The sequence below is a fragment of the Pseudomonas sp. 58 R 12 genome, from assembly GCF_900005865.1.
Classification (GTDB): Bacteria; Pseudomonadota; Gammaproteobacteria; order Pseudomonadales; family Pseudomonadaceae; genus Aquipseudomonas; species Aquipseudomonas tritici.
On record NZ_CVTP01000011.1, the window covers coordinates 80179 to 102937 of the forward strand.

Sequence of the window (22759 nt, forward strand, 5' to 3'; positions counted from 1 at the left end):
GCCGCAATCCAAACGTGGGAGCGTCAGCCCTTGGGTTCGGTGAGCACTTTGCGAAAGGTTTCCACCAATGGCCGCAGGTTGATCCGATGCCACGCCGCCCATAACGGAGTGGTGTAGGTCAACCACGGCAATTCCCGCAGCACCACGCCGGGCGGTGCATTGCGGCTCAGGCCTTTTTGCACCATCGCCACGCCCAGCCCTGAGGCCACCAAACCCAATGCGGTGAACGGCTCGCTGGCTTCCATGGGTATCTGCGGGGTAAAACCGGCGCGGATGCAGGCGGCGACAAAGTCATCGGCAGGGTTGGCGCTGGGTTTGCGCTGCACGCCGATCCACTGTTCGTCCGCCAAGTGTTCGGGCAGCAAGTGGTTTTCTCGGGCCAGCGGATGATGCTCCGGCAAGGCCAGCAGCATCGGGTCGTCCAGCACTTGCAGCGCGGTCAGATCGGGATCGTCGGCGGCTGGCGGCTCGCCGACCAGGGCGATGTCCAGGCTGCGTTGGCGCAGGCCTTCGAGTTGTTCCAGGGAGGGCAGGTTATACAGCTTGATATGCACGTTGGGCCGGTCGTCGCGTAGGACGCGCAGGGCGTTCGGCAGCACGCCGGCATGCATGGCGTTTTCGATATAGCCGATGCACAGGCCGCCTTCCTCGCCACGACCCAGGCGCTTGCCCAGGGATTCCAGGCGATTGGCATGGGTCAGCAGCGCCTTGGTTTCGGCGAGAAAGGTCTGGCCGTCGCGGGTCAGGCGGATGCGTTGCTGGCTGCGTTCGAACAGGGTCAGGCCCAGGCGTTCTTCGAGCTGGGCGATCTGCCGACTCAGCGGCGACTGGGAAATGTGCAGGCGCTCGGCCGCGCGGCCGACGTGTTCTTCTTCAGCGACCACTTCGAAGTAACGCAGTTGGCGTAGATCAATCATGTCAGACCTCTTCTTTTAAGACCTGAGAGGACTCAAGTTCGTCGCAGTATGTCTTGGACGGTCCGATCTAGGCAATCTAGGATTTGCTCAACGGTCACAGCGACCTCTTACCCAATTGAGGATCCACCATGAGCTTGAAAGACAAACTCCCAGGCCAACTCGGCTTTGGCACCGCACCCCTGGGCAACATGTTCCGCGCCATTCCTGAAGACGAAGCCCAGGCGACCGTCGAGGCCGCCTGGAACGCCGGAGTGCGCTACTTCGACACCGCGCCGTTCTACGGCTCGGGGCTGTCGGAAATTCGCCTGGGCCAAGCCCTGTCGAAGTACAACCGCGATGACTTCGTGCTCAGCACCAAAGTCGGCCGGGTGATTCTCGACGAAGTCGAAGAAAGTGCCCGTGACCTTGGCGAAAAGAGCGGCGTGTTCGAACACGGTCGCCCGAACAAAATGGTCAACGACTACAGCGCCGACGCGACGATGCGTTCGATTGAAGACAGCCTGACTCGCTTGAAAACCGATCGCCTGGACATCGTGTGGGTTCATGACATCGCCCAGGACTTCTACGGCGACCAATGGCTGGAGTACTTCAACCAGGCTCGCACGGGCGCCTTCAAGGTCCTGACCCGCCTGCGCGAAGAGGGCGTGATCAAGGCCTGGGGCCTGGGTGTGAACCGCGTCGAACCGTGCGAACTGACCCTGGACCTGACTGAAGCGCAACCCGACGGCTTTTTGCTGGCCGGCCGCTACACGCTGCTGGACCACGATCGTGCCCTGCAACGCTTGATGGACGCGGCCCTGGCGCAGAACGTCGAGATCGTCGTCGGTGGCCCCTACAGCTCCGGCATCCTCGCCGGTGGTGCGCACTTCGAATACCAGAAAGCCAGCCCGGCGATCATCAGCAAGGTCGAACAGATCAAGGCAATTGCCCAGGCATTCGGCATCAGCGTAAAAGCTGCGGCGCTGCAATTCTCGCTGGCGCATCCGGCAGTGGCCGCGGTGATTCCAGGTGCCAGTCGTCCGGGGCGGATTGCCGAAGACGTCGCAGCGTTGTCAGAGAAGATCCCGGCAGCCTTCTGGCAGGCCCTGCGCGATGCCCGATTGATCTCGGACCGCGCACCACTGCCGCTCTAACTTCAGGAGTAATAACCATGAAAATTGATGTAAGTGGCAAAGTCGCCATCGTCAGCGGCAGCACCGCCGGCATTGGTCTGGGCATCAGCCAGGCGCTGGCGCAGTCCGGCGCTACCGTGGTGGTGATCGGGCGTGAAGCCGGCAAGGTGGATGAGGCTTTGGCGAGCATTCGCCAGGCCGTCCCCGGCGCTGACTTGCGCGGATTGGTGGCGGACCTGGGCACGGCTGAAGGCGCAGAAAAACTGTTTGCCGCCGAACCGCGTGCCGACATCCTGGTCAACAACCTGGGCATCTTCAACGATGTGGATTTCTTCGAAACGCCAGACAGCGAGTGGACGCGTTTCTATGAGGTCAATGTGATTTCCGGCGTACGCCTGGCGCGGCATTATGTGCCGGGCATGGTCGGGCATGGCTGGGGGCGGGTGATCTTCCTGTCGTCGGAGTCCGGCGTGGCGACGCCCGCGGATATGATCAATTACGGCGTGACCAAAAGCGCCAACCTGGCGGTGTCCCATGGCTTGGCCAAGCGCCTCGCGGGCACCGGTGTGACGGTCAACGCTGTGCTGCCGGGCCCGACCTTCACCGACGGGCTGGAGCAGATGCTCAAGGACGCGACGCAAAAGTCCGGGCGCAGTGCGCGGGACGAGGCGGACGTATTTGTGCGTAACGCGCGGCCGACCTCGATCATCCAGCGTGCGGCGAATGTGGATGAAGTCGCCAACCTGGTGGCGTACATTGCTTCACCCCTGTCGTCTGCCACCACCGGTGCCGCGTTGCGGGTCGACGGTGGTGTGGTCGACAGCATGGCGATCTGATTTTTTTCATTTCTGGAGTATTTATTGTGGCAACAGCCTCTTCTGTGATTGAAATCCCGGTATCGGCCGATCAGGTCTGGCAATTGATCGGCGGCTTCAACAGCCTGCCGGACTGGCTGCCGTTTATCGTCAAGAGCGAACCGAGCGAGGGCGGCCGCGTGCGTCACCTGCAAACCGCTGACGGTGGCGAAATCGTGGAGCGTTTGCAGACGTTTGATAACGTGGGGCGCACGTACAGCTACACCATTGAGCAATCGCCGTTTCCGGTGAGTGCGTACCTGGCGACGTTGCAGGTTGAGGCGTTGAGCGAGTCGTCGGCGAAAGTGACCTGGTCCGGTGTGTTTACGCCGGCGGCAGGCACCACGGATGCGGCGGTGGAAGAACTGTTCGCTGGTGTTTACAGCGGCGGGCTTGAGGCGTTGCGGGCCAACTTTCCGGCCTGACTTTCAGACGTAGAGCAGGCCCATGTGGGAGCTGGCAAGCCAGCTCCCACAGGGTTTTGTGGTGCTTGGGCTACTTGGGCATGAGCTGCTGGCGGCATTCCAGCACCAATCTGGCACCGCCTTGCTCGCTTGTACCCACTTCCAACTTGAACCCGTGCAAGTTGATGATCGCCGCCACAATCGACAAACCCAACCCGAACCCGCCTTGTTGGTCACTTTCATCCACGCGATAGAAGCGTTGGAATACCGCTGCACGTTCTGCCAGTGGTATGCCCGGCCCGGAGTCGTGGACTTCGATGCGTGTGCTGCCAGCGTCATTCACCGCGCGCAAGATCACTTCGCCGCCCGGCGGGGAGAACTTGATCGAATTGCTCAGCAAGTTGGACAAGGCTTCGAACAGCAGCGCGCGGTCGCCGGTGATCCAGGGCAGGGACTCTGGGGTGTCGAGCACCAACTGCAATTCGCCTTCCTCGGCCAGGGGCAGGTAGAAGTCGTGCAGTTCACGCAGCAGGGGCAGTGGGTCCATCACCAGAAAGCCGGAGCGGCGCTGGTGGTCTTCCAGCTCGGAGATGCGCAGCAGCCCGCGAAAGCGCGCCATCAGCGTGTCGGTCTCGGCAATCGCGTCGTCGAGTTTCACCGCGTAGCCCGACTCTGCTTCAGCTTCCTGCTTGATGCGATACAGCTGCGCGCGCAGCCGCGTCAGTGGCGTGCGCAGGTCGTGGGCGATGTTGTCGCACACACCCTTGACCTCGTTCATCAGCTTCTCGATGCGGTCGAGCATGGCATTGACGATGGCGGCGAGCATGTCCAGTTCGTCGCGCCGGTTGGACAGCGGCAAACGGTGGGTGAGGTCGCCGGCGACGATGGCTTCAGCGCTGGCCTGGATCCCGCGAATCCGACGCAACGGGCGCCGACGCAGCAAGTGCCAGCCAGCCGCGCCTGGGATAATGGTCAACGACAGGGCCCAGAGCAGGGCATGCCAGATGATCCGGGTCACGCCAAACAGCGAACCGTTGGCGCGCACCAGCACCAGCCAACGGCCGTCTTCGGTGTGGGTGGCCACGGCGTCGCAGCTGTCCTTGGGCAGCTTGGGGTCGTCGGAGTCGACGCAATTGGCCAGGGCGTGGATCTTGCCATCCAGGGGCAGGTCCGGCGGCACTGCGCGGATCGGTCCACTGAGAGGGCGGAAGTGCGCATCGAACAGGCCGTAGGCGTCCACGCCCTTCATGTCGAAGGTCATGCTGGTGGTCAGGGCTTCCACCAGTTCTTCGCCGTCGAAGCGCTGGAATAAGTGTTGGCGCTGCATCAGGGAGTGGCGCGACAGGTCGCTCAGGTAACCCGACACCTCGTAATACAGCACCCCCATCAGGATGCAGCTCCAGGCCACGAACAACGAACTGTACAGCGCCAGCAGGCGGCTGCTGGAAGAGCGCCAGCCTTTAGATGGGTTCAGCAATGACATAACCGGAACCTCGTACCGTGCGGATCAGCGGCGTGAGGCCCGGCGGGTCGATCTTCTTGCGCAGGCGGCCGATGTGCACGTCGATCAGGTTGGTGCCCGGGTCGAAGTGATAGCCCCAGACTTCTTCAAAGATCATCATCCGCGACAGGATCTGCCCGGTGTTGCGCATCAGGAATTCGAGCAGTTTGTATTCGGTGGGCAGCAAGCTCAGCGGTTGGTCGGCGCGGCTGGCTTCGCGGCTGATCAGGTTCAGTTCCAGGTCGGCCACGCGCAGGGCGGTTTCGAATTCCTTGACCGTGCTTTTGCGCCGCAGCAACACCTCGACGCGCGCCGCCATTTCGTCGGACGCGAACGGCTTGGTGAGATAGTCATCACCCCCGGCGCGCAGGCCGCGCACACGCTCGTCGACATCGGACAGAGCGCTGATCATCAGGATCGGCGTCGACACCCCGATAGTGCGCAACGTGGTGACGATGGCCAGGCCATCGAGTTCCGGCAGCATGCGGTCGAGGGTGATCAGGTCGTAATCCCCACTCACGGCACGGACCAGGCCTTCGCGGCCGTTGTCCACCCAATCTACATCCAGTCCATGGCTACTCAGCTCGGCGACGATCTCGCGGGCTGTTACGGCGTCATCCTCGATGGTCAAAATACGGGTCATAGGATTACCTGGTGAGCGATTCACACTAGAAGTGTGGGCATTTTGCCAAGAAATGGCTGAACGCTTCCTAAATAAAACGTCATCTTGGCGAAACTGACACAGATTTCATGGCTGCGAAGGATTGTAGTGAGCGGGCTTGCCCCGCGCTGGGTGGCGAAGCCGCCCTAAAACCTGACATCTCGCTCCAACTGGAGAAACTGGGTGTCTGGGTTGGGGCCGCTTCGCAGCCCAGAGCGGGGCAAGCCCGCTCACTACGTGGAATGCATAACGCCCGCCTCAAACGATCAATTCTTGCAACTTGCATGGTTTTTGTAAGTTCAAATTACTTAACTTATTGATCTGCAACGATATTAAATTTAATAGCGACTGGCACGCTGCCTGCACTGTCCTTTTTGAGACTTGTAACACCATTTTTCCTGCCGGGAGCAAAAAAACAATGATCACATCCTCATCCACGCTACAAGAGTCGAGCACGCTCTCCGGGGTTTCCTGGGGGGCGATTTTTGCTGGGGCGGCGGCGGCGGCTGCACTGTCGCTGATCCTGGTACTGCTGGGTTTCGGCCTGGGCTTTTCGGCGGTGTCGCCGTGGGCTGACAGTGGCATCAGCGCCAAGGGCCTTGGCATTTCCACGATTATCTGGCTGGCCTTTACCCAGATCGTCGCGTCCGGGCTGGGCGGCTATATCGCCGGCCGGTTGCGTGTGAAGTGGGCGAATATGCACGGCGATGAGGTGTACTTTCGCGACACCGCCCATGGCTTCCTGGCCTGGGCTGTTGCCACGCTGATTACCGCAGTACTGGTGGTCGGCTCGGTCAGCAGTGTGGTGAGCGGTGGCGTGAAAGCCGGTGCCAGCGTTGCAGCCGGCGCGGCCAGTGGCATGACGCAGGCCGCCGGCAGTGCAGCCAAAGGCGTCAGCGGCGGTGATTTCGACTACTACGTCGACAGCCTGTTTCGCGATGATCGCCCGGTGGCCGTCGGTGACGACGCTGCACATGGCGTGGTCGCGCGCATCTTCACCCGCACCCTGAGCAATGACGGTCAACTCGCCGCTGAAGACCGTGCTTACCTGGCCCAGTTGATCAGCCAGCGTACCAACCTCAGTCAGGCTGATGCTGAAGCCCGTATCGACAAGGTCTATGGCGATGCCCGTAAAGCCGTTGAAGACGCCAAGCTCAAGGCCAAGCAAGCCGCTGATGCCGCTGCGAAAGTCGCTGCCTATACGTCGCTGTGGACCTTCATTGCCCTGCTGATCGGCGCCTTCTTTGCCAGTTTCGCTGCAACCTATGGCGGTCGTCGTCGCGATGCCGTGGTGTATGTCGAAACCGAACACTTCGTCCGTTAATTAATTCAAGGAGAACATCATGCGCTCATTACTTCTGTGGTTCCTCGGCATTCCAATCCCGATCATTATCCTGATTGCGATCTTCGTGCACTGATACTGAGCCTGGCTCGGTCCCCCTGTGGGAGCGGGCTTGCTCGCGAAGACGGTGTGTCAGCTACTCATGGGGTGACTGATACACCGCCTTCGCGAGCAAGTCGAATCGTCGCACCGCCGCTCCCACATTTGGTTGTGCGCAGTGTCAGCCAGCTTGCCACCAGCAACACGCTCGCCACCGCTGTCATGATCACCAAAGGTCCTGACGTACCATCTGACAACAAGCCAGTTGCCCAACTGCTTACCGCTGTCAGGAACATCTGGGTAAAAAAGAACAGCCCCGATGCTGTCCCGGCAATCGCGCCATACGGCTGCAAAACCGAGAGCTGACAGGCCGGAATCACCATCCCCACCGACACCATGATCACCACCATCGGTAGCACAATCGCCAGCCATTCCCCTGGCAGTGTGGTTGTAGCGACCGCGAGCACGACACTGCCAGGCACGTTCAGGCCTATCGCTGCGGCAATCAAACGGTCTGGTTCAAAGCGCAGCACGAGGCGCCGAAACAGATTCGCGCCCAGCATGTAGCCGCTGATCGTGGCAGCGAATACCAGTGCATAAGCTGTGGCAGACAACTGGAAGCCCCGTTGCAACAACGCCGAAGACTCACTGATAAACGGAAAGTACGTGCTGTAGACGCAGCCAATCGCCAGGGAATAACGCAGGAAATGACGGTCGCGCAAAAGCTGCCCGTAGAGGCGCAGCAAACCACTCGGTGGTGCCGCGGCGACGTGCGGCGGACGGGTTTCAGGCAGGTGGCGATACACCACCACGTACAGCAGTGCGCCAATCATCGCCAGCAACACAAATAGCCCGCGCCAGTTGACGACGGGCAACAGCACGCTGCCCAGCACCGGCGCGGCCATCGGCGAAACGGCCATGGCCATGGAGATCAAACCGAGCAAGCGCGCCTGTTCGTCGCGGTCGAAGTAATCGCGCACGATCACCCGGCCGATCACCGTGGTGCAGCAGCCACCCAATGCCTGGAACAGGCGGGCGATGATCAGCACGGCGATGCTGTCAGCCAAAGCGCAAGCCACTGTGGCCACGACATACAGAAACAGCCCGGCCAATAGCACCGGACGCCTGCCGAAGCGGTCGGTGAGCGGGCCGCTGACCAGCAGGGAAATCGCCGAGCCCAGCGTGTACAGCGTCAGGGTCAGTTGCAACTCGGCGTCGCTGGTCTGGAAGTAGTCAGCCATGGCGGGCAGGGCTGGCAGGTGCATGTCCAGCGTGATGCGGGGCAGGGCAATGAGCACGGTCAGCAGCACCAGCCAGAACCCGGTAGAGAGGGCGCGTTGAGTCATGGGAAGTCTCGATGCAAGAGGTAGAGCTCGAACTCTAGCGGCTTTGTGGTTTAATCCTCAGGGCCACTTATGCCTTGATCGATAGGACCACTATGAGCCGAGGAAAAACCGCATCCGCCCTCGACCTGCCGCGCCCGGATACGCTGGACGCGGGCAAGCAGCAGGGCGCCTACGAGGCCCTGCGCGGGGCGATCCTGAACCGGCAGTTGCCCGCCGGGAGCCGCTTGCCCTCCACGCGCAGCCTGGCCGAGCGCTGGTTGGTATCCCGTGGCACGCTGGAGGCGGCGTTTGACCGCCTGCACAGCGAAGGCTACGTGCAGCGGGTGGCGGGGTCTGGTACGCGGGTGTGCGCGGTGATTCCGGAACAATTCATTGCAGCACCTTTAGCCAGGGAAATCCCACGGCGCCGTGTGGAGCCTGATCAGCCGGATGCGGGTGTGCAGAGCCATGTGCCCTTTGTTGCGCGGCGTCCGGATGCCAGCTTGTTTGATCTGAAAACCTGGGCCCGCTGCATCTCCCGTGGGTTGCTGACGGTAGGCCCGGGTGTGCTGGAAGCGGCGCACCCGGCCGGTCTGCCCGAGCTGCGCGCGCAGATTGCCGATTACCTGCGCAGCTATCGCGGTATGCAATGCGAGGCCGATGAGGTGATCGTCACCACCGGCATCCGCCATGCCCTTGACCTGATTGCGCGCAGCGTGCTCAAGCCGGGTGACACGGCCTGTGTCGAAGACCCCGGTTATCTGCCGGCACGCCGTTTGTTCGCCCTGGCGGGGGCGCACATCCACGCAATTCCCGTCACTGCCGACGGCCTCGACACTGCCCAACTGCCCGAGACGGCGCGTCTGGCCTATGTCACGCCCGCCCACCAGGCGCCATTGGGCATGACGTTGTCGGTGTCCCGTCGCCTGGCGCTGTTGGACTGGGCCGCCCGCGCCGACGCCTGGTTGGTCGAAGACGATTACGACAGTGAATACAACTACAACACCGCGCCGCTGGCCGCGCTTAAATCCCTGGATTCGGGCGACCGTGTGATCTATTGCGGCAGCTTCAACAAGAACCTGTTCCCCGGTTTGCGCGTGGGCTTCATGGTGGTGCCCAACGTGCTGCGCCGCTCGTTGTTGCGTACCTTGCAACTCACCGGGCACTCGGTGGGGGCCAGTGATCAACTGGGGTTGGTGGAGTTTCTGCGCAGTGGCGCGTTTGTGCGTCACCTGCGTGCCTCGCGGCAGGCTTATCAGGCACGGCGCGATGCGCTGCTGGAATGCCTGGGTGGGCGCTGCACCGTCAGCGGGCAGCAGGCAGGATTGCACTTTGTGTTGTGGCTGCCGGACGGTGTCGAAGAGGGGGATTTCTGTCGCCGTGCCGCTGCAGTCGGGTTGACGCTACAGCCGCTGGGCAAGTTCTGTCATGCGCTGACATTGCCGCCGGCGGTGATCATCGGCTACACCGCGTTGACCCTGGCGCAGATCCGCTTTCACGGCCGCGCGTTGGCGCAGTTGGTGTAGGCGCGGTCAGTCGTCGAAGCCGACCTGCTCATGTATCTCGTCCACCTTCAATTCCAAGCGATACGCCACCGCAATAAACAATGCCTGGCACAGGCACAACGTGGCGCTCAACGAACGAAACGCAAACGACGAGCCCTCATTCACCAACAGCACCGCGTTCGCCCGCTTGGCCAGGGGCGACAGGTTGCTGTCGGTGATAATCAACGTCTTGGCCTGATGATGCTGGGCAATCCGCAGGCAATGCTGGGTCTCTTTGCCGTAGGGCGAGAAGCTGATTGCAATCACCAGGTCATTGGCGCGTACGCTGCGCATCTGCTCGCGGTAGCTGCCGCCCAGGCCCGAGATCAGGTGGATGCGCTTGTTGGTGTGCTGCAGGTTGTAGACCAGGTAATCGGCCACCGCAAACGAGCGGCGCACGCCGACCACGTAGATGTTGTCGGCGTTGACCACCAGGTCCACGGCCTTGTCGAATGCCACGTCATCGAGTTCCAGCCCCAGGCGCTCGATGCCGGACAGGGTAGCGTTGACGCACTCACGCGCCAGGTCGCCGCCGCTGGCCTTCTGCGACTTGTTGGCGATCATGCTGCGGATGCGCTGCTGGTAGTTCTGCACCGGGGTGGTCTTGTGGGTGTAGGCCTCGCGAAACAGCGCCTGCATCTCACTGAAACCGCTGAAACCGAAACGCTGGGAAAACCGCACGATCGCCGACGGGTGCACTTCGCACTCGCGGGCGATGTCGCTGATGCGGTCGACCATGATCCGGTCGCTTTGCTGGCTCATGTAGCTGGCGATGCGTTTGAGTTGGCGTGGCAGGCTTTCGTATTCGTCGGTGATCAGCTGCAACAGGCGTTCGGCATTGATCGGAGGGCTGGCGGGCGTTTCTTCCAGGGGGGTCTCATGATCGGTGCGGGACATGGGCAATCCTTCTGACGGTTCTTCTGATGCGCTGATAAGTGGCGCAAGTCTACAGGGTAGGCGCAAAAAAATACCTGCGCATCACGGCCACCGTGGCCTGCTTAAACGAGGCAGTCTCGCTGGGCTGCCCCTGTGCAAGCTTAATGGAAAAAATATTCCAATGAAAAAATATCTAGAATAAATATTGATTGGCGTCGCCGGACGTTCTAGTCTGCTCCCACCAAGAGCGTTTGCCGCCACCACGACGGCACAACGCAGGCTGATAAAAATAACAGGAGCCAGCATGGGCCAGACTCGTTTTGCCAGTGGGCGTCAATTGGATTTGATTTGCCTCGGGCGCCTGGGCGTCGACCTCTATGCACAACAAGTCGGTGCACGGCTTGAGGACGTGTCCAGCTTTGCCAAATACCTCGGCGGTTCTTCTGCCAATATCGCCTTTGGCACCGCACGGTTGGGCCTCAAGTCGGCGATGTTGAGCCGGGTGGGCGATGACCACATGGGCCGTTTCCTGCTGGAATCCCTGGCCCGCGAAGGTTGCGATGTCAGCGCCATCAAGGTCGACCCTGAGCGCCTGACCGCCCTGGTGCTGCTCGGCCTCAAGGACCGCGAAACCTTCCCCCTGGTGTTCTACCGCGAAAACTGCGCCGACATGGCCCTGCGCGCCGAGGACATCAGTGAAGCCTTTATTGCCTCCAGCAAGGCGCTGTTGATCACCGGCACGCATTTCTCCACCGACGGCGTGTACAAGGCCAGCATCCAGGCGCTGGACTACGCGGCCAAGCACAACGTCAAGCGCGTGCTGGATATCGACTACCGCCCAGTGCTGTGGGGCCTGGCGGGCAAGGCGGATGGCGAGACGCGGTTTGTCGCCGACCAGAACGTCAGCCAGCATGTGCAGAAAATCCTGCCGCGCTTCGACTTGATCGTCGGTACCGAAGAAGAATTCCTCATCGCGGGTGGCAGTGAAGATTTGCTCACCGCACTGCGTAAAGTCCGCGAGCTGACACCGGCGACCCTGGTGGTCAAGCTCGGCCCGCAGGGTTGCACGGTGATTCACGGCGCCATCCCCGCGCGACTGGAAGACGGCGCCATCTACCCCGGTGTGCGCGTTGAAGTGCTCAACGTGCTCGGTGCTGGCGATGCATTTATGTCGGGCTTCCTCAGCGGCTGGATCAATGACGCCAGCGATGAGCGCTGCAGCCAGTTGGCCAATGCCTGCGGCGGGCTTGTGGTATCGCGCCACGCCTGCGCACCGGCCATGCCGACGCCTGCCGAGCTTGAGTACCTGTTCAACAGCCCGGTGCCGATCACCCGGCCAGATCAAGACGTCACCTTGCAACGCCTGCACCGCGTCTCGGTGCCGCGCAAGCCCTGGAAGCAACTGTTCGTGTTTGCTTTCGACCACCGCTGGCAGTTGGTGGACCTGGCGCAAAAAGGTGGCCAGGACCCAACGCGCATCAGCGATATCAAGCAGCTGTTTATCCAGGCCATCGAACGCGTCGAGAAAAAGCTCGCCGAGCAAGGCATAGATGCCGATGTGGGCCTGCTGGCCGACCAACGCTTCGGCCAGGACGCCCTTAATGCGGCCAGCGGCCGTGGCTGGTGGATCGCACGCCCGGTGGAGGTGCAGAACTCGCGCCCACTGGCGTTCGAGCACGGCCGCTCGATTGGCAGCAACCTGATCGCCTGGCCCCAGGAGCAGATCATCAAGTGCCTCGTGCAATTCCACCCCGACGACGAGCCGTTGCTGCGCCTGGAACAGGAAGCGCAACTCAAGGCGGTGTACGAGGCATCTATTGTCAGTGGCCATGAATTGTTGCTGGAAGTCATCCCGCCCAAGGACCACCCGTCCACTTACCCGGACGTGCTCTATCGCAGCCTCAAGCGCTTGTACAACCTGGGTATCTACCCGGCGTGGTGGAAGATCGAGGCGCAGTCGGCCGAGGACTGGAAGAAGCTTGACGAACTGATCCAGGACCGCGACCCGTACTGCCGTGGCGTGGTGCTGCTGGGCCTGAATGCCTCGGCCGAGTTTCTCGCCGATGGCTTCCAGCAAGCCCGCCTGAGCACTACCTGCCGAGGTTTTGCCGTGGGCCGCACGATCTTCCAGGAGCCGAGCCGGGCGTGGATGGCGGGGGAGATTGATGATGAGGTTTTGATTCAGCAAGTACAGGCCACGTTTGAACAGCTGATCAATGCCTGGCGAAGTGCCCGAACCTAAACACGCTTCTCGAATGTGGAATGCAGTCAAATGTGGGAGCGGGCTTGCTCGCGAATGCGGTGGTTCAGTTACAGAAGTGTTGCCTGACAGACCGCATTCGCGAGCAAGCCCGCTCCCACATAAAGCAGATCCCGGTGATCTCTAGATAAAAACAAAAGGTGCAGCCATGCCCGCAATCCGAATTGGCATCAACCCGATTTCCTGGAGCAACGACGACCTCCCAGCCCTGGGCGGCGAAACGCCCCTGAGCACCGCCTTGAGCGAAGGCAAGGAAATCGGTTACGAAGGCTTCGAACTCAACGGCAAATTCCCCAAGGACGCCAAAGGCGTCGGCGATGTGCTGCGTCCTTATGACCTGGCACTGGTCTCCGGCTGGTACTCGAGCCGGCTGGCCCGGCGTTCAGTGGCCGAAGAAATCGAGGCCATCGCCGGCCATGTCGAGTTGCTCAAGCAAAACGGTGCCAGTGTATTGGTCTACGGCGAAGTCGCCGATTCGATCCAGGGTTCGCGCATCCGCCTGATCGAGCGCCCGCGCTTTCACAGCGAACAGGCCTGGCAGGATTATGCCGACAAGCTCACCGAACTGGCGCGCTTCACCCTGTCCCAAGGCGTGCGCCTGGCGTACCACCACCATATGGGCGCCTACGTCGAATCCGCGGAAGACATCGACCAGTTGATGAAGCGAACGGGCCCGGAAGTCGGCCTGCTGTTCGATTCGGGCCACTGCTACATGGGCGGCGGCGAACCAGTGGAGGTGCTGCGCAAACACATCGACCGCATCTGCCACGTGCATTTCAAGGACGTGCGCAAGCCTGTGGTGCAACTGGCGCGTAACCAGATGTGGAGTTTTCCCGACTGCATCGTCAACGGCACCTTCACCGTGCCCGGCGACGGTGACATCGACTTCGCCGAATTGCTCGATGAGTTGCTGGCCGAGAACTATGAAGGCTGGCTGGTTGTGGAAGCCGAGCAGGACCCGGCTGTGGCGCCCAGCTATATCTATGCGAAAAAAGGTTACGACACCCTACGTGCTCTGCTGAATGATGCCCTGCTGAATGAGAGGACTGCAAAATGAGCTTGTTGGTCAAGAGCAGCAAACGCGGACAAACCATGGTCGCGCTGAAAGCGGGGCGCCTGGAGTACGTGGGCTTTTCCGCTTACCGCCTGAGCCTGGGCGAAACCCTGCCGGTCAGCGCCGGTGATCAAGAGCTGTGCTTGGTACTGCTCAGCGGTCGCGTGAACATTGAAGGCGAAGGCTTCAACTGGCAGAACCTGGGGGATCGCCAGTCGGTGTTTGAAGACAAATCCCCCTTCGCCGCCTACCTGCCACCGGGTACCGATGCCCAGGTCACCGCGTTGAGCGATGTACAGATTGCCGTCTGCGCCGCGCCGGGGGCGGACGGCTACGAGCCGCGCCTGATCCGCCCGGAAGACTGCAAACGCAGCGTGCGCGGCAAAGGGGCCAACACCCGCTATGTGTGCGACATCCTGCCCGACAGCGAGCCGGCCCATTCACTGCTGGTGGTAGAGGTACGCACGCCGTCCGGGCATTCGTCGAGCTACCCGCCGCACAAGCACGACACCGACGACCTGCCGCACCAGAGCTTTCTTGAAGAGACCTACTACCACCAGATCAACCCGCCCCAGGGCTTTGTGTTCCAGCGCGTCTACACCGACGATCGCAGCATTGACCAGGCCATGGCCGTGGAAAACAGCGACCTGGTGGTGGTGCCCAAGGGCTACCACCCAGTCAGCGTGCCGTATGGCTACGAATCGTATTACCTGAACGTGATGGCCGGCCCCAAGCGCGCCTGGCATTTCCATAACGACCCACAGCACAGCTGGCTGCTGGACCTCTAAGCGGTTTTGGACGGAGAACAACAACAATGAAGTCGCCTTTACGTTTTGCCCTTAACCGCATGGTCGCCCCCAACCTGTCCCTGCCGGACTTCATCCAGTTGGCCGCAGCGCTCAAGTGCGATGCCATCGAGATCCGCAATGACCTTGCGGACAAGCAAATCGAATTCGGCACCCCGGCCAGCCGCGTGCGCGAGTTGTGCGCAGCGCAGGGCATCCAGGTGCTGTCGATCAACGCGCTGTACCCCTTTGACGTGTGGAACGAGGAGCGTCGCGCCCAAGCGATCCAGCTCGCCACCTATGCCCGCGAGTGCGGCGCCCAGGGCCTGGTGATGTGCCCGTTCAACGAGCGAGGCGATACGCGCAACGAAGCGCAGCGTGCCGCCGGGTTGCGCACGGCCTTGAGCGAGCTGGCGCCGATCCTGCGTGAATACGGGATTCTCGGTTTTATCGAACCCCTGGGCTTTGAGGAATGTGCGCTACGCCGCAAGCGCGTGGCGGTGGATGCGATCCAGTCCATTGGCGGCCTGGATGTGTTCCGCCTGGTGCACGACACCTTCCATCATCACTTGGCCAGCGAACATGAGTTCTTCCCCGAATTGACCGGGCTGGTGCATATCTCCGGCGTGGAAGATGCCGAGGCGCCGCTCAATTCGATTCGTGACGGCCACCGCGTGTTGGTGGGCGAGGGTGACATCCTTGGTAACGCGGCGCAGATCGACACGCTGCTCAGCACGGGATACAGCGGCTATTTGTCGTTTGAGCCGTTTGCCGAGAGCGTGCATGAACTGGCGGATATACAACAGGCGTTGGGCGCGAGCATTGCCCATCTGAACAAATCCCGGAACTGACAGCGGATAACGTGTGGGAGCGGGCTTGCTCGCGAAGGCGGTGGACCAGTAAGTAAATCCGGTGACTGACACACCGCATTCGCGAGCAAGCCCGCTCCCACATGGGATCACTGTTGATCGAAAGATTTGCATTCATTCAAGGTGCGAACATGACCACAACAAGACTGACCATGGCCCAAGCCCTGGTGAAGTTCCTGGATAACCAATACATCGAAGTCGATGGCGTGCAGAGCAAGTTTGTCGCCGGGGTGTTCACGATTTTCGGCCACGGCAACGTGCTGGGCCTGGGCCAGGCCCTGGAGCAAGACAGCGGTGACCTGGTGGTGCACCAGGGCCGCAACGAACAGGGCATGGCCCACGCCGCCATCGGTTTTGCCAAGCAGCACCTGCGCCGCAAGATCTACGCGTGCACCGCTTCTGTGGGCCCCGGCGCTGCCAACATGCTCACCGCCGCCGCGACCGCGACCGCCAACCGTATCCCGCTGCTGCTGTTGCCCGGCGATGTGTATGCCAGTCGCCAGCCCGACCCGGTGTTGCAACAGATCGAACAGTTCCACGACCTGAGCATCAGCACCAACGATGCCTTCCGCTCCGTGAGCAAATACTGGGACCGCATCAACCGCCCCGAGCAGTTGATGACCGCCGCAATCCACGCCATGCGCGTGCTTACCGATCCGGCTGAAACCGGTGCCGTGACCCTGGCGTTGCCCCAGGACGTGCAGGCCGAGGCCTGGGACTATCCCGACTACTTCCTGCAAAAACGCGTGCACCGTATCGAACGTCGCCCGGCCACCGCCGCGATGATCAGTGATGCGCTGGCGGCCTTTCGCGGCAAGCGCAAGCCGCTGATCATCTGCGGCGGCGGTGTGAAGTATTCCGGTGCCAATGCTGCACTGCAGGCGTTTGCCGAACGGTTTGATATCCCCTTCGCCGAAACCCAGGCGGGCAAGAGCGCCGTGGTCTCCAGCCATCCGCTGAACGTCGGCGGGATCGGAGAAACTGGCTGCCTGGCGGCGAACCTGCTGGCGCCCGAAGCCGACCTGATCATCGGTATCGGCACGCGTTATACCGACTTCACCACCTCGTCCAAATCACTGTTCAAGCACGCCGAGGTGAGGTTTCTCAACCTCAACATCAGTCCCTGCGACGCCTTGAAACTGGACGGCGTGCAGGTGTTGGCTGACGCACAAGTCGCCCTTGAAGCACTGGCCGATGCCCTGGGCGATTATCGTTCGGGCTGGGGCGAGCAGATCCGTGAAGCCAAGGCGCAGCTGGACACCGAAGTGGACCGTGTGCATCAGGTGGAATATGACGGTGACGGCTTCGTGCCGGAGGTCGACGACCACCTGGACCGCGCGGTGCTGCGTGAATTCATCGAGCTGACCGGTTCGTGCCTCACCCAAAGCCGTGTGCTTGGCGTGCTCAACCAAACCCTGGCCGATGACGCAATCATCGTCGCAGCCGCCGGCAGCCTGCCCGGTGACCTGCAGCGCGCCTGGCGCAGCAAGGGCGTCAACACCTACCACGTCGAGTACGGCTATTCGTGCATGGGCTATGAGATCAACGCCGCCCTCGGCGTGAAACTCGCCGAGCCGACCAAAGAGGTCTACGCCCTGGTCGGCGATGGCTCCTACATGATGCTGCATTCGGAGCTGGCCACCTCGATCCAGGAGCGCCGCAAGATCAACGTGGTGCTGCTCGACAACATGGCTTTCGGCTGCATCAACAACCTGCAGATCGGCAATGGCATGGACAGCTTCGGCACCGAGTTCCGCTACCGCAACCCCGAGAGCGGCAAGCTCGACGGCGGCCTGGTGCCGGTGGATTTCGCCATGAGCGCGGCGGCCTATGGTTGCAAGACCTACAAGGTCAGCACTGTGGAGCAACTCGAAGCGGCGCTGGCCGATGCACGAACTCAAACGGTTTCGACGCTGATCGATATCAAGGTGCTGCCCAAGACCATGATCCACGGCTACCTGTCGTGGTGGCGGGTGGGTGTCGCGCAGGTGTCCACCAGCGAACGTACGAATGCCGCCGCGAAAAAACTCAACGAACACCTGGCGAAGGCCCGGCAGTACTAATAACAAAAGGAGTGAATGTATGTCTTTGAAGTTGGGTGTTATCGGTACCGGCGCCATCGGCCGCGACCATATTCGTCGTTGCAGCCAGACCTTGCTCAACAGCCAGGTGGTGGCGGTAACCGACATCAATCTTGAGCAAGCCGCCAAGGTTGTCGCAGAGTTGAAGCTGGACGCCGAGGTGTACGCCGACGGCCATGCGCTGATCAATTCGCCACAGGTCGAGGCCATTCTGGTCACTTCATGGGGCCCGAGCCACGAAGAGTTCGTGCTCGCCGCCATCGCCGCCGGCAAACCGGTGTTCTGCGAAAAACCCTTGGCCGTGACGGCTGACGGCTGCCGCAAGATCGTCGACGCCGAAGTGGCCTACGGCAAGCGCCTGGTGCAAGTCGGCTTCATGCGCCCGTACGACGAGGGTTATCGCGCATTGAAAGCGGTGATCGACAGCGGCCAGATCGGCGAACCCCTGATGCTGCACTGCGCGCACCGCAACCCGACGGTGGGCGAGAACTACAAGACCGACATGGCGATCACCGACACCCTGATCCACGAGCTGGATGTGTTGCGTTGGCTGCTCAACGACGACTACGTCTCGGTGCAAGTGGTGTTCCCACGCAAATCCAGCAAGGCCCTGGCCCACTTGCGTGACCCGCAGATCGTGCTGCTGGAAACCGCCAAGGGCACGCGTATCGATGTCGAAGTGTTCGTGAACTGCCAGTACGGCTATGACATCCAGTGCGAAGTGGTGGGGGAGACCGGTATTGCCAAACTGCCGGAGCCGTCCCAGGTGCAAATGCGCAGTGGCGCGAAGTTGTCGAATGCGATTCTGATGGACTGGAAGGATCGGTTTATTGGTGCGTATGACGTGGAGTTGCAGGCGTTTATCGACAGCGTACGCGCCGGGCAGGTCGGCGGGCCGTCGGCGTGGGATGGCTTTGCGGCGGCGGTGGCGGCGGATGCGTGTATTGAGGCGCAGAATAGCGAGCAGATTGTGAGGGTGAGCTTGCCGCAGCGTCCGCACTTCTACGGCTGACCGCGATCCCACAGATGGAATGCAGTCAGTGTGGGAGCGGGCTTGCTCGCGAATGCGGTGTATCAGATACAAGTTCTTTAACTGATACACCGCATTCGCGAGCAAGCCCGCTCCCACATTTGAATTGGGTTTCCACTTCAAGTAAGGAGTGTATGCATGCGAATCGGTCTAGTCGGCTACGGCCACGGAGGGCGCTTCTTTCATGCGCCGCTGATTGCAACCCTGCCAGGTGCGACATTGGTCGGCGTAGTAACTCGGTCCCCCGAGCGCCGCCAGCAACTGGCAACCGACCACCCCGGTGTCAGGGCTTTTGACAACATCGGCCAAATCGTCGAAGCCGGCGTCGATGCCCTGGTTATCTCCACCTCCCTCAAGGGCCGCCCGGCCCTGGTGCTGGAAGCCATCGAACATGGCGTTGCCGTGGTCAGCGACAAGCCCTTCGCCGCCAACGCCGAACAGGCCCAGGCGCTGATCACCGCGGCCGAACGCCAAGGCTCGCTGCTCAGCGTCTACCAGAACCGACGCTGGGACTCGGATTACCTGACCCTGCGCAAACTCGTCGACGCCGGCGCCTTGGGCACGATCACGCGTTTCGAATCCCGCGTGGAACGCTACAGCCCGCAAGCCGTAGGTAACGCCAGCGGCGGTGGTTGGCTGCGCGACCTGGGCAGCCACTTGGTCGACCAGGCCCTGCAACTGTTCGGCCCGGTAGATCGGGTGTTCGCGCAACTGCAATACACCGCCGAACATCCCACGGTGGACCATGGTTTTTTTGTGTCCCTGACCCACGCCAACGGTGTGATTTCCCATCTGTGGGGCAATGCCCTGCAAAACAGCCAGGCGCCGCGCTTTCGCGTCAGTGGCACCTCTGGCTGCTACACCGTCGAAGGCTTGGACGGCCAGGAAGAAGCGCTGATGGCCGGCAAGTCGCCGAAGACTGAAGGTGAGCATTGGGGCTCTGAAGAACACCGCCGCTGGGGCTGGTTCGAACAAGGCCCGGACCGCGAGCGGGTGCCGTCGGAAAAGGGCTGTTGGACGCAGTTCTATCGACAGTTGCAATTGGCCGTGCAAGGGCAGGGGCCGCTGCCGGTGGATGCCTATGATGCGCTGGAAACCACCCGTATATTGGACGCCGCACGCCTGAGCGCGGAGCGCCAGCAGGTGGTTTCAACAAAAATAGAATAAAATTCTAAAACAGGTTGATATGGAAATTATTTTCCAATAAAGTCTTTTCCAGGTTGCATAAAGTACGTTCGGACTCGATCTGCACGACTCAACAAAAACAAGATCAAAAACAACCAGGTACCGTCAGATGAAAATCTTCAACGCTGTACTGCGAGTTTTACGCCCTGTCCTAGCGCCACGCGGTCTGCCCCGCACCCGGCCGTTCTACTTCTCCTTCCTTAATGTGCTGTGCGTCGAAAACAAAGGCGCGCTGGTCTGCTGCATTCCAGGCGCGCCGGTGGTTCGACTGTCCAATTCGCAAGCCCCGCTCTGATCAACGTAACGTCCAACAAAACCAACAAGAATGTGGAGACAGACCGTTCATGAAGACCCCGATCCGTTTTACCGCGCTGGCCTTGTCCATGATGCTGGCCAGTGGTTTTGCCAGTGCCGCCGATATCAAGGTGGGCGTGAGCATGTCCGCCTTCGACGATACCTTCCTGACTTACCTGCGCGAGGACATGGACAAGCAAGCCAAGTCCTACCCCAAGGGTGACGGTGTGCAATTGCAGTTCGAAGACGCGCGTGCCGACGTGGTCAAGCAGTTGAGCCAGGTCGAGAACTTTATCAGCCAGAAAGTCGACGCCATCATCGTCAACCCGGTGGATACCGCGTCGACCAAGAACATCATCAGCGCCGCCACCAAGGCGGGCATCCCGCTGGTCTTCGTCAACCGCCGTCCCGACCAGAAAGACTTGCCCAAGGATGTGGTCGCTGTGACCTCCGATGACATCGAGGCTGGTCGCCTGCAAATGCAATACATCGCTGAAAAGCTCGGCGGCAAAGGCAAGATTGTGATCCTGCTGGGTGACCTGGCGAACAACTCCACCACCAATCGCACCAAGGGCGTGAAGGAGGTGCTGGCCAAATACCCGGATATCAAGATCGAACAGGAACAGACCGGCATCTGGCTGCGTGACAAGGGTATGACCCTGGTCAACGACTGGCTGACCCAAGGTCGCGAATTCAACGCGGTGCTGGCCAACAACGATGAGATGGCCATCGGCGCGTCGATGGCCCTGAAGTCGGCGGGTACCAAGCCGGGCAGCGTGCTGATCGCGGGTGTCGACGGCACCCCGGACGGTCTGAACGCGATCACCAAGGGTGACATGGCCGCGTCGGCGTTCCAGGACGCCAAGGGTCAGGCGGTGGGCTCGGTGGAAGCGGCGCGCAAAATGGCCAAGAAGGAGCCGGTCGAGCAGAACGTGATTATTCCGTTCCAACTGATCACTCCGGAAAACGTCGCCAAGTTCAAGTAGCCCTGACATAACAACAATAAACCGGCAGGGCGGTCGTGCCCGCCTTGCCGATGGAGTACCTCCTTATGCTCGCTCAAGCCACTGTCTCGCAGCCTCCCGGTATCCAACCCCAGCTGTTGGAAGAACCCTACCTGCTGGAAATCGTCAATATCAGCAAAGGCTTTCCCGGTGTCGTGGCCCTGGCCGATGTACAGCTGCGCGTGCGCCCCGGTACCGTGCTGGCGCTGATGGGCGAGAACGGTGCAGGCAAGTCGACATTGATGAAAATCATCGCCGGCATCTACCAGCCCGACGCCGGTGAAATTCGCCTGCGCGGCAAGCCGATCGTGTTTGAAACACCCCTGGCGGCCCAAAAGGCCGGGATCGCGATGATCCACCAGGAACTCAACCTGATGCCGCACATGAGCATCGCCGAGAATATCTGGATCGGCCGCGAGCAGCTCAACAGCCTGCACATGGTCAACCACCGTGAAATGCACCGCTGCACCGCCGAGTTGCTGGCGCGCTTGCGCATCAACCTCGACCCCGAGGAACACGTGGGCAACCTGAGCATCGCCGAGCGGCAGATGGTCGAGATTGCCAAGGCCGTGTCCTACGACTCCGACATCCTGATTATGGATGAACCGACATCGGCCATTACCGACAAGGAAGTGGCCCACCTGTTTTCGATCATTGCCGACCTCAAGTCCCAGGGCAAAGGCATCGTCTACATCACCCATAAAATGAATGAAGTATTCGCCATCGCCGATGAAGTGGCGGTGTTCCGCGACGGCCAGTACATCGGCTTGCAACGCGCGGACAGCATGAACAGCGACAGCCTGATTTCGATGATGGTCGGCCGTGAGCTGAGCCAGCTGTTCCCGGTGCGCGAGACGCCCATCGGTGACCTGTTGCTGTCGGTACGCAACCTGACGCTGGACGGCGTATTCAAGGACGTATCGTTTGACCTGCATGCCGGCGAGATCCTCGGTATTGCCGGGTTGATGGGCTCGGGCCGCACCAACGTGGCCGAAACCATTTTTGGCATCACCCCTAGCAGCAGCGGCCAGATCAGTCTGGACGGCAAGGCGGTGCGCATTACCGATCCACACATGGCCATTGAGAAGGGCTTTGCTCTGTTGACCGAAGACCGCAAGCTCAGTGGCCTGTTCCCCTGCCTTTCCGTGTTGGAAAACATGGAAATGGCCGTGCTGCCGCACTACTCGGGCAACGGTTTTATCCAGCAGAAAGCCCTGCGTGCGCTGTGCGAAGACATGTGCAAGAAGCTGCGGGTGAAAACCCCGTCCCTTGAGCAATGCATCGACACCTTGTCCGGCGGCAACCAGCAGAAGGCCTTGCTGGCGCGCTGGCTGATGACCAACCCGCGCCTGCTGATCCTTGATGAACCCACGCGGGGCATTGATGTGGGCGCCAAGGCCGAGATCTACCGGTTGATCGCCTTCCTCGCCAGCGAAGGCATGGCGGTGATCATGATTTCTTCCGAGCTGCCCGAAGTACTGGGCATGAGCGACCGAGTCATGGTGATGCACGAAGGTGAATTGATGGGCACCTTGGACCGCAGCGACGCGACCCAGGAAAAAGTCATGCAGTTGGCCTCCGGGATGACGGCAGTCCACTGACGTACAGAATAAAAAGGTGAT

At 61.1% G+C, this 22759-nt stretch carries 20 protein-coding genes; 15 read left to right on the plus strand and 5 right to left on the minus strand.

Annotation, left to right across the window (positions count from 1 at the left end; translation table 11 throughout):
• Positions 1 to 23 precede the first annotated feature (23 nt).
• Positions 24 to 917 carry a LysR substrate-binding domain-containing protein gene (locus tag BFP95_RS06185; protein ID WP_065881713.1) on the minus strand — a complete coding sequence of 298 codons (894 nt, stop codon included), beginning with the start codon at positions 915 to 917 and terminating at the stop codon, positions 24 to 26.
• Positions 918 to 1045: 128 nt separating this feature from the next.
• On the opposite strand from BFP95_RS06185, the gene BFP95_RS06190 reads away from it, so the two are divergent.
• The 3 genes from BFP95_RS06190 to BFP95_RS06200 are packed head-to-tail and all read left to right on the plus strand — an operon-like array spanning position 1046 to position 3308.
• A complete protein-coding gene (locus BFP95_RS06190; RefSeq protein WP_065881710.1) occupies positions 1046 to 2050 on the plus strand; it encodes an aldo/keto reductase in 1005 nt (334 codons plus the stop codon).
• A 17-nt stretch (positions 2051 to 2067) separates the two neighbouring features.
• Complete coding sequence (locus tag BFP95_RS06195) at positions 2068 to 2865, plus strand: SDR family NAD(P)-dependent oxidoreductase (protein WP_065881707.1); 798 nt, start codon at positions 2068 to 2070, stop codon at positions 2863 to 2865.
• Between the two features lie 26 nt (positions 2866 to 2891).
• Complete coding sequence (locus BFP95_RS06200) at positions 2892 to 3308, plus strand: SRPBCC family protein (RefSeq protein WP_065891230.1); 417 nt, start codon at positions 2892 to 2894, stop codon at positions 3306 to 3308.
• Between the two features lie 70 nt (positions 3309 to 3378).
• On the opposite strand, the gene BFP95_RS06205 is transcribed toward BFP95_RS06200, so the two are convergent.
• Positions 3379 to 4770, minus strand: coding sequence for a sensor histidine kinase (locus BFP95_RS06205; RefSeq protein WP_065909609.1), 1392 nt, complete (start codon positions 4768 to 4770; stop codon positions 3379 to 3381).
• Positions 4748 to 5431 (minus strand): response regulator transcription factor, encoded by a 684-nt coding sequence (locus BFP95_RS06210; protein WP_065876088.1) that lies wholly within the window; start codon positions 5429 to 5431, stop codon positions 4748 to 4750. Before BFP95_RS06210 ends, BFP95_RS06205 begins: the two co-directional genes overlap by 23 nt.
• A gap of 436 nt (positions 5432 to 5867) precedes the next feature.
• Here BFP95_RS06210 and BFP95_RS06215 point away from each other — a divergent pair, with 436 nt between their 5' ends.
• Positions 5868 to 6773, plus strand: coding sequence for a hypothetical protein (locus tag BFP95_RS06215; protein ID WP_065876089.1), 906 nt, complete (start codon positions 5868 to 5870; stop codon positions 6771 to 6773).
• Between the two features lie 158 nt (positions 6774 to 6931).
• Here the strand turns inward: BFP95_RS06215 and BFP95_RS06220 are convergent, their stop codons facing one another.
• A complete protein-coding gene (locus tag BFP95_RS06220; protein WP_065909610.1) occupies positions 6932 to 8176 on the minus strand; it encodes a multidrug effflux MFS transporter in 1245 nt (414 codons plus the stop codon).
• Positions 8177 to 8268: 92 nt separating this feature from the next.
• Here BFP95_RS06220 and BFP95_RS06225 point away from each other — a divergent pair, with 92 nt between their 5' ends.
• Positions 8269 to 9681: a MocR-like pyridoxine biosynthesis transcription factor PdxR gene (locus tag BFP95_RS06225; RefSeq protein WP_065909611.1), complete on the plus strand. Its 1413-nt coding sequence runs from the start codon at positions 8269 to 8271 to the stop codon at positions 9679 to 9681.
• A 6-nt stretch (positions 9682 to 9687) separates the two neighbouring features.
• Here BFP95_RS06225 and BFP95_RS06230 read toward each other — a convergent pair whose 3' ends face one another.
• Positions 9688 to 10596 (minus strand): MurR/RpiR family transcriptional regulator, encoded by a 909-nt coding sequence (locus BFP95_RS06230; protein WP_065876092.1) that lies wholly within the window; start codon positions 10594 to 10596, stop codon positions 9688 to 9690.
• 283 nt (positions 10597 to 10879) lie between these two features.
• Here BFP95_RS06230 and iolC point away from each other — a divergent pair, with 283 nt between their 5' ends.
• The 10 genes from iolC to BFP95_RS06275 all read left to right on the plus strand — a co-directional run bounded on the left by iolC (position 10880) and on the right by BFP95_RS06275 (position 22738).
• On the plus strand, positions 10880 to 12817 hold the full coding sequence (iolC, locus tag BFP95_RS06235; RefSeq protein ID WP_065876093.1) for a bifunctional 5-dehydro-2-deoxygluconokinase/5-dehydro-2-deoxyphosphogluconate aldolase: 1938 nt from the start codon (positions 10880 to 10882) through the stop codon (positions 12815 to 12817).
• 166 nt (positions 12818 to 12983) lie between these two features.
• On the plus strand, positions 12984 to 13892 hold the full coding sequence (gene iolE / locus BFP95_RS06240) for a myo-inosose-2 dehydratase (protein ID WP_065909613.1): 909 nt from the start codon (positions 12984 to 12986) through the stop codon (positions 13890 to 13892).
• Positions 13889 to 14677 carry a 5-deoxy-glucuronate isomerase gene (gene iolB / locus BFP95_RS06245; RefSeq protein ID WP_065909615.1) on the plus strand — a complete coding sequence of 263 codons (789 nt, stop codon included), beginning with the start codon at positions 13889 to 13891 and terminating at the stop codon, positions 14675 to 14677. The genes iolE and iolB overlap by 4 nt, the downstream gene beginning before the upstream one ends.
• Before the next feature lie 26 nt (positions 14678 to 14703).
• A complete protein-coding gene (locus tag BFP95_RS06250; protein ID WP_065909617.1) occupies positions 14704 to 15525 on the plus strand; it encodes a TIM barrel protein in 822 nt (273 codons plus the stop codon).
• Positions 15526 to 15674: 149 nt separating this feature from the next.
• On the plus strand, positions 15675 to 17606 hold the full coding sequence (gene iolD, locus BFP95_RS06255; RefSeq protein ID WP_065891235.1) for a 3D-(3,5/4)-trihydroxycyclohexane-1,2-dione acylhydrolase (decyclizing): 1932 nt from the start codon (positions 15675 to 15677) through the stop codon (positions 17604 to 17606).
• 19 nt (positions 17607 to 17625) lie between these two features.
• Positions 17626 to 18636 (plus strand): Gfo/Idh/MocA family protein, encoded by a 1011-nt coding sequence (locus BFP95_RS06260; RefSeq protein ID WP_065909620.1) that lies wholly within the window; start codon positions 17626 to 17628, stop codon positions 18634 to 18636.
• Positions 18637 to 18792: 156 nt separating this feature from the next.
• The gene (locus tag BFP95_RS06265; RefSeq protein ID WP_065909621.1) at positions 18793 to 19821 is read left to right on the plus strand and encodes a Gfo/Idh/MocA family protein; all 1029 of its coding nucleotides are present in this window, start codon (positions 18793 to 18795) and stop codon (positions 19819 to 19821) included.
• A gap of 127 nt (positions 19822 to 19948) precedes the next feature.
• On the plus strand, positions 19949 to 20134 hold the full coding sequence (locus tag BFP95_RS29965) for a hypothetical protein (protein WP_083224207.1): 186 nt from the start codon (positions 19949 to 19951) through the stop codon (positions 20132 to 20134).
• Between the two features lie 49 nt (positions 20135 to 20183).
• On the plus strand, positions 20184 to 21119 hold the full coding sequence (locus BFP95_RS06270) for a sugar ABC transporter substrate-binding protein (protein ID WP_065876100.1): 936 nt from the start codon (positions 20184 to 20186) through the stop codon (positions 21117 to 21119).
• A gap of 65 nt (positions 21120 to 21184) precedes the next feature.
• Positions 21185 to 22738 carry a sugar ABC transporter ATP-binding protein gene (locus BFP95_RS06275; RefSeq protein WP_065876101.1) on the plus strand — a complete coding sequence of 518 codons (1554 nt, stop codon included), beginning with the start codon at positions 21185 to 21187 and terminating at the stop codon, positions 22736 to 22738.
• The last annotated feature ends 21 nt before the right edge of the window (positions 22739 to 22759 follow it).

Coding starts and splice junctions, on each gene's coding strand:
- BFP95_RS06185 (WP_065881713.1), bottom strand. CDS start 917: ATGATTGATCTACGCCAACTGCGTTACTTCGAAGTGGTCGCTGAAGAA.
- BFP95_RS06190 (WP_065881710.1), top strand. CDS start 1,046: ATGAGCTTGAAAGACAAACTCCCAGGCCAACTCGGCTTTGGCACCGCA.
- BFP95_RS06195 (WP_065881707.1), top strand. CDS start 2,068: ATGAAAATTGATGTAAGTGGCAAAGTCGCCATCGTCAGCGGCAGCACC.
- BFP95_RS06205 (WP_065909609.1), bottom strand. CDS start 4,770: ATGTCATTGCTGAACCCATCTAAAGGCTGGCGCTCTTCCAGCAGCCGC.
- BFP95_RS06210 (WP_065876088.1), bottom strand. CDS start 5,431: ATGACCCGTATTTTGACCATCGAGGATGACGCCGTAACAGCCCGCGAG.
- BFP95_RS06215 (WP_065876089.1), top strand. CDS start 5,868: ATGATCACATCCTCATCCACGCTACAAGAGTCGAGCACGCTCTCCGGG.
- BFP95_RS06220 (WP_065909610.1), bottom strand. CDS start 8,176: ATGACTCAACGCGCCCTCTCTACCGGGTTCTGGCTGGTGCTGCTGACC.
- BFP95_RS06225 (WP_065909611.1), top strand. CDS start 8,269: ATGAGCCGAGGAAAAACCGCATCCGCCCTCGACCTGCCGCGCCCGGAT.
- BFP95_RS06230 (WP_065876092.1), bottom strand. CDS start 10,596: ATGTCCCGCACCGATCATGAGACCCCCCTGGAAGAAACGCCCGCCAGC.
- iolC (WP_065876093.1), top strand. CDS start 10,880: ATGGGCCAGACTCGTTTTGCCAGTGGGCGTCAATTGGATTTGATTTGC.
- iolE (WP_065909613.1), top strand. CDS start 12,984: ATGCCCGCAATCCGAATTGGCATCAACCCGATTTCCTGGAGCAACGAC.
- iolB (WP_065909615.1), top strand. CDS start 13,889: ATGAGCTTGTTGGTCAAGAGCAGCAAACGCGGACAAACCATGGTCGCG.
- BFP95_RS06250 (WP_065909617.1), top strand. CDS start 14,704: ATGAAGTCGCCTTTACGTTTTGCCCTTAACCGCATGGTCGCCCCCAAC.
- iolD (WP_065891235.1), top strand. CDS start 15,675: ATGACCACAACAAGACTGACCATGGCCCAAGCCCTGGTGAAGTTCCTG.
- BFP95_RS06260 (WP_065909620.1), top strand. CDS start 17,626: ATGTCTTTGAAGTTGGGTGTTATCGGTACCGGCGCCATCGGCCGCGAC.
- BFP95_RS06265 (WP_065909621.1), top strand. CDS start 18,793: ATGCGAATCGGTCTAGTCGGCTACGGCCACGGAGGGCGCTTCTTTCAT.
- BFP95_RS29965 (WP_083224207.1), top strand. CDS start 19,949: ATGAAAATCTTCAACGCTGTACTGCGAGTTTTACGCCCTGTCCTAGCG.
- BFP95_RS06270 (WP_065876100.1), top strand. CDS start 20,184: ATGAAGACCCCGATCCGTTTTACCGCGCTGGCCTTGTCCATGATGCTG.
- BFP95_RS06275 (WP_065876101.1), top strand. CDS start 21,185: ATGCTCGCTCAAGCCACTGTCTCGCAGCCTCCCGGTATCCAACCCCAG.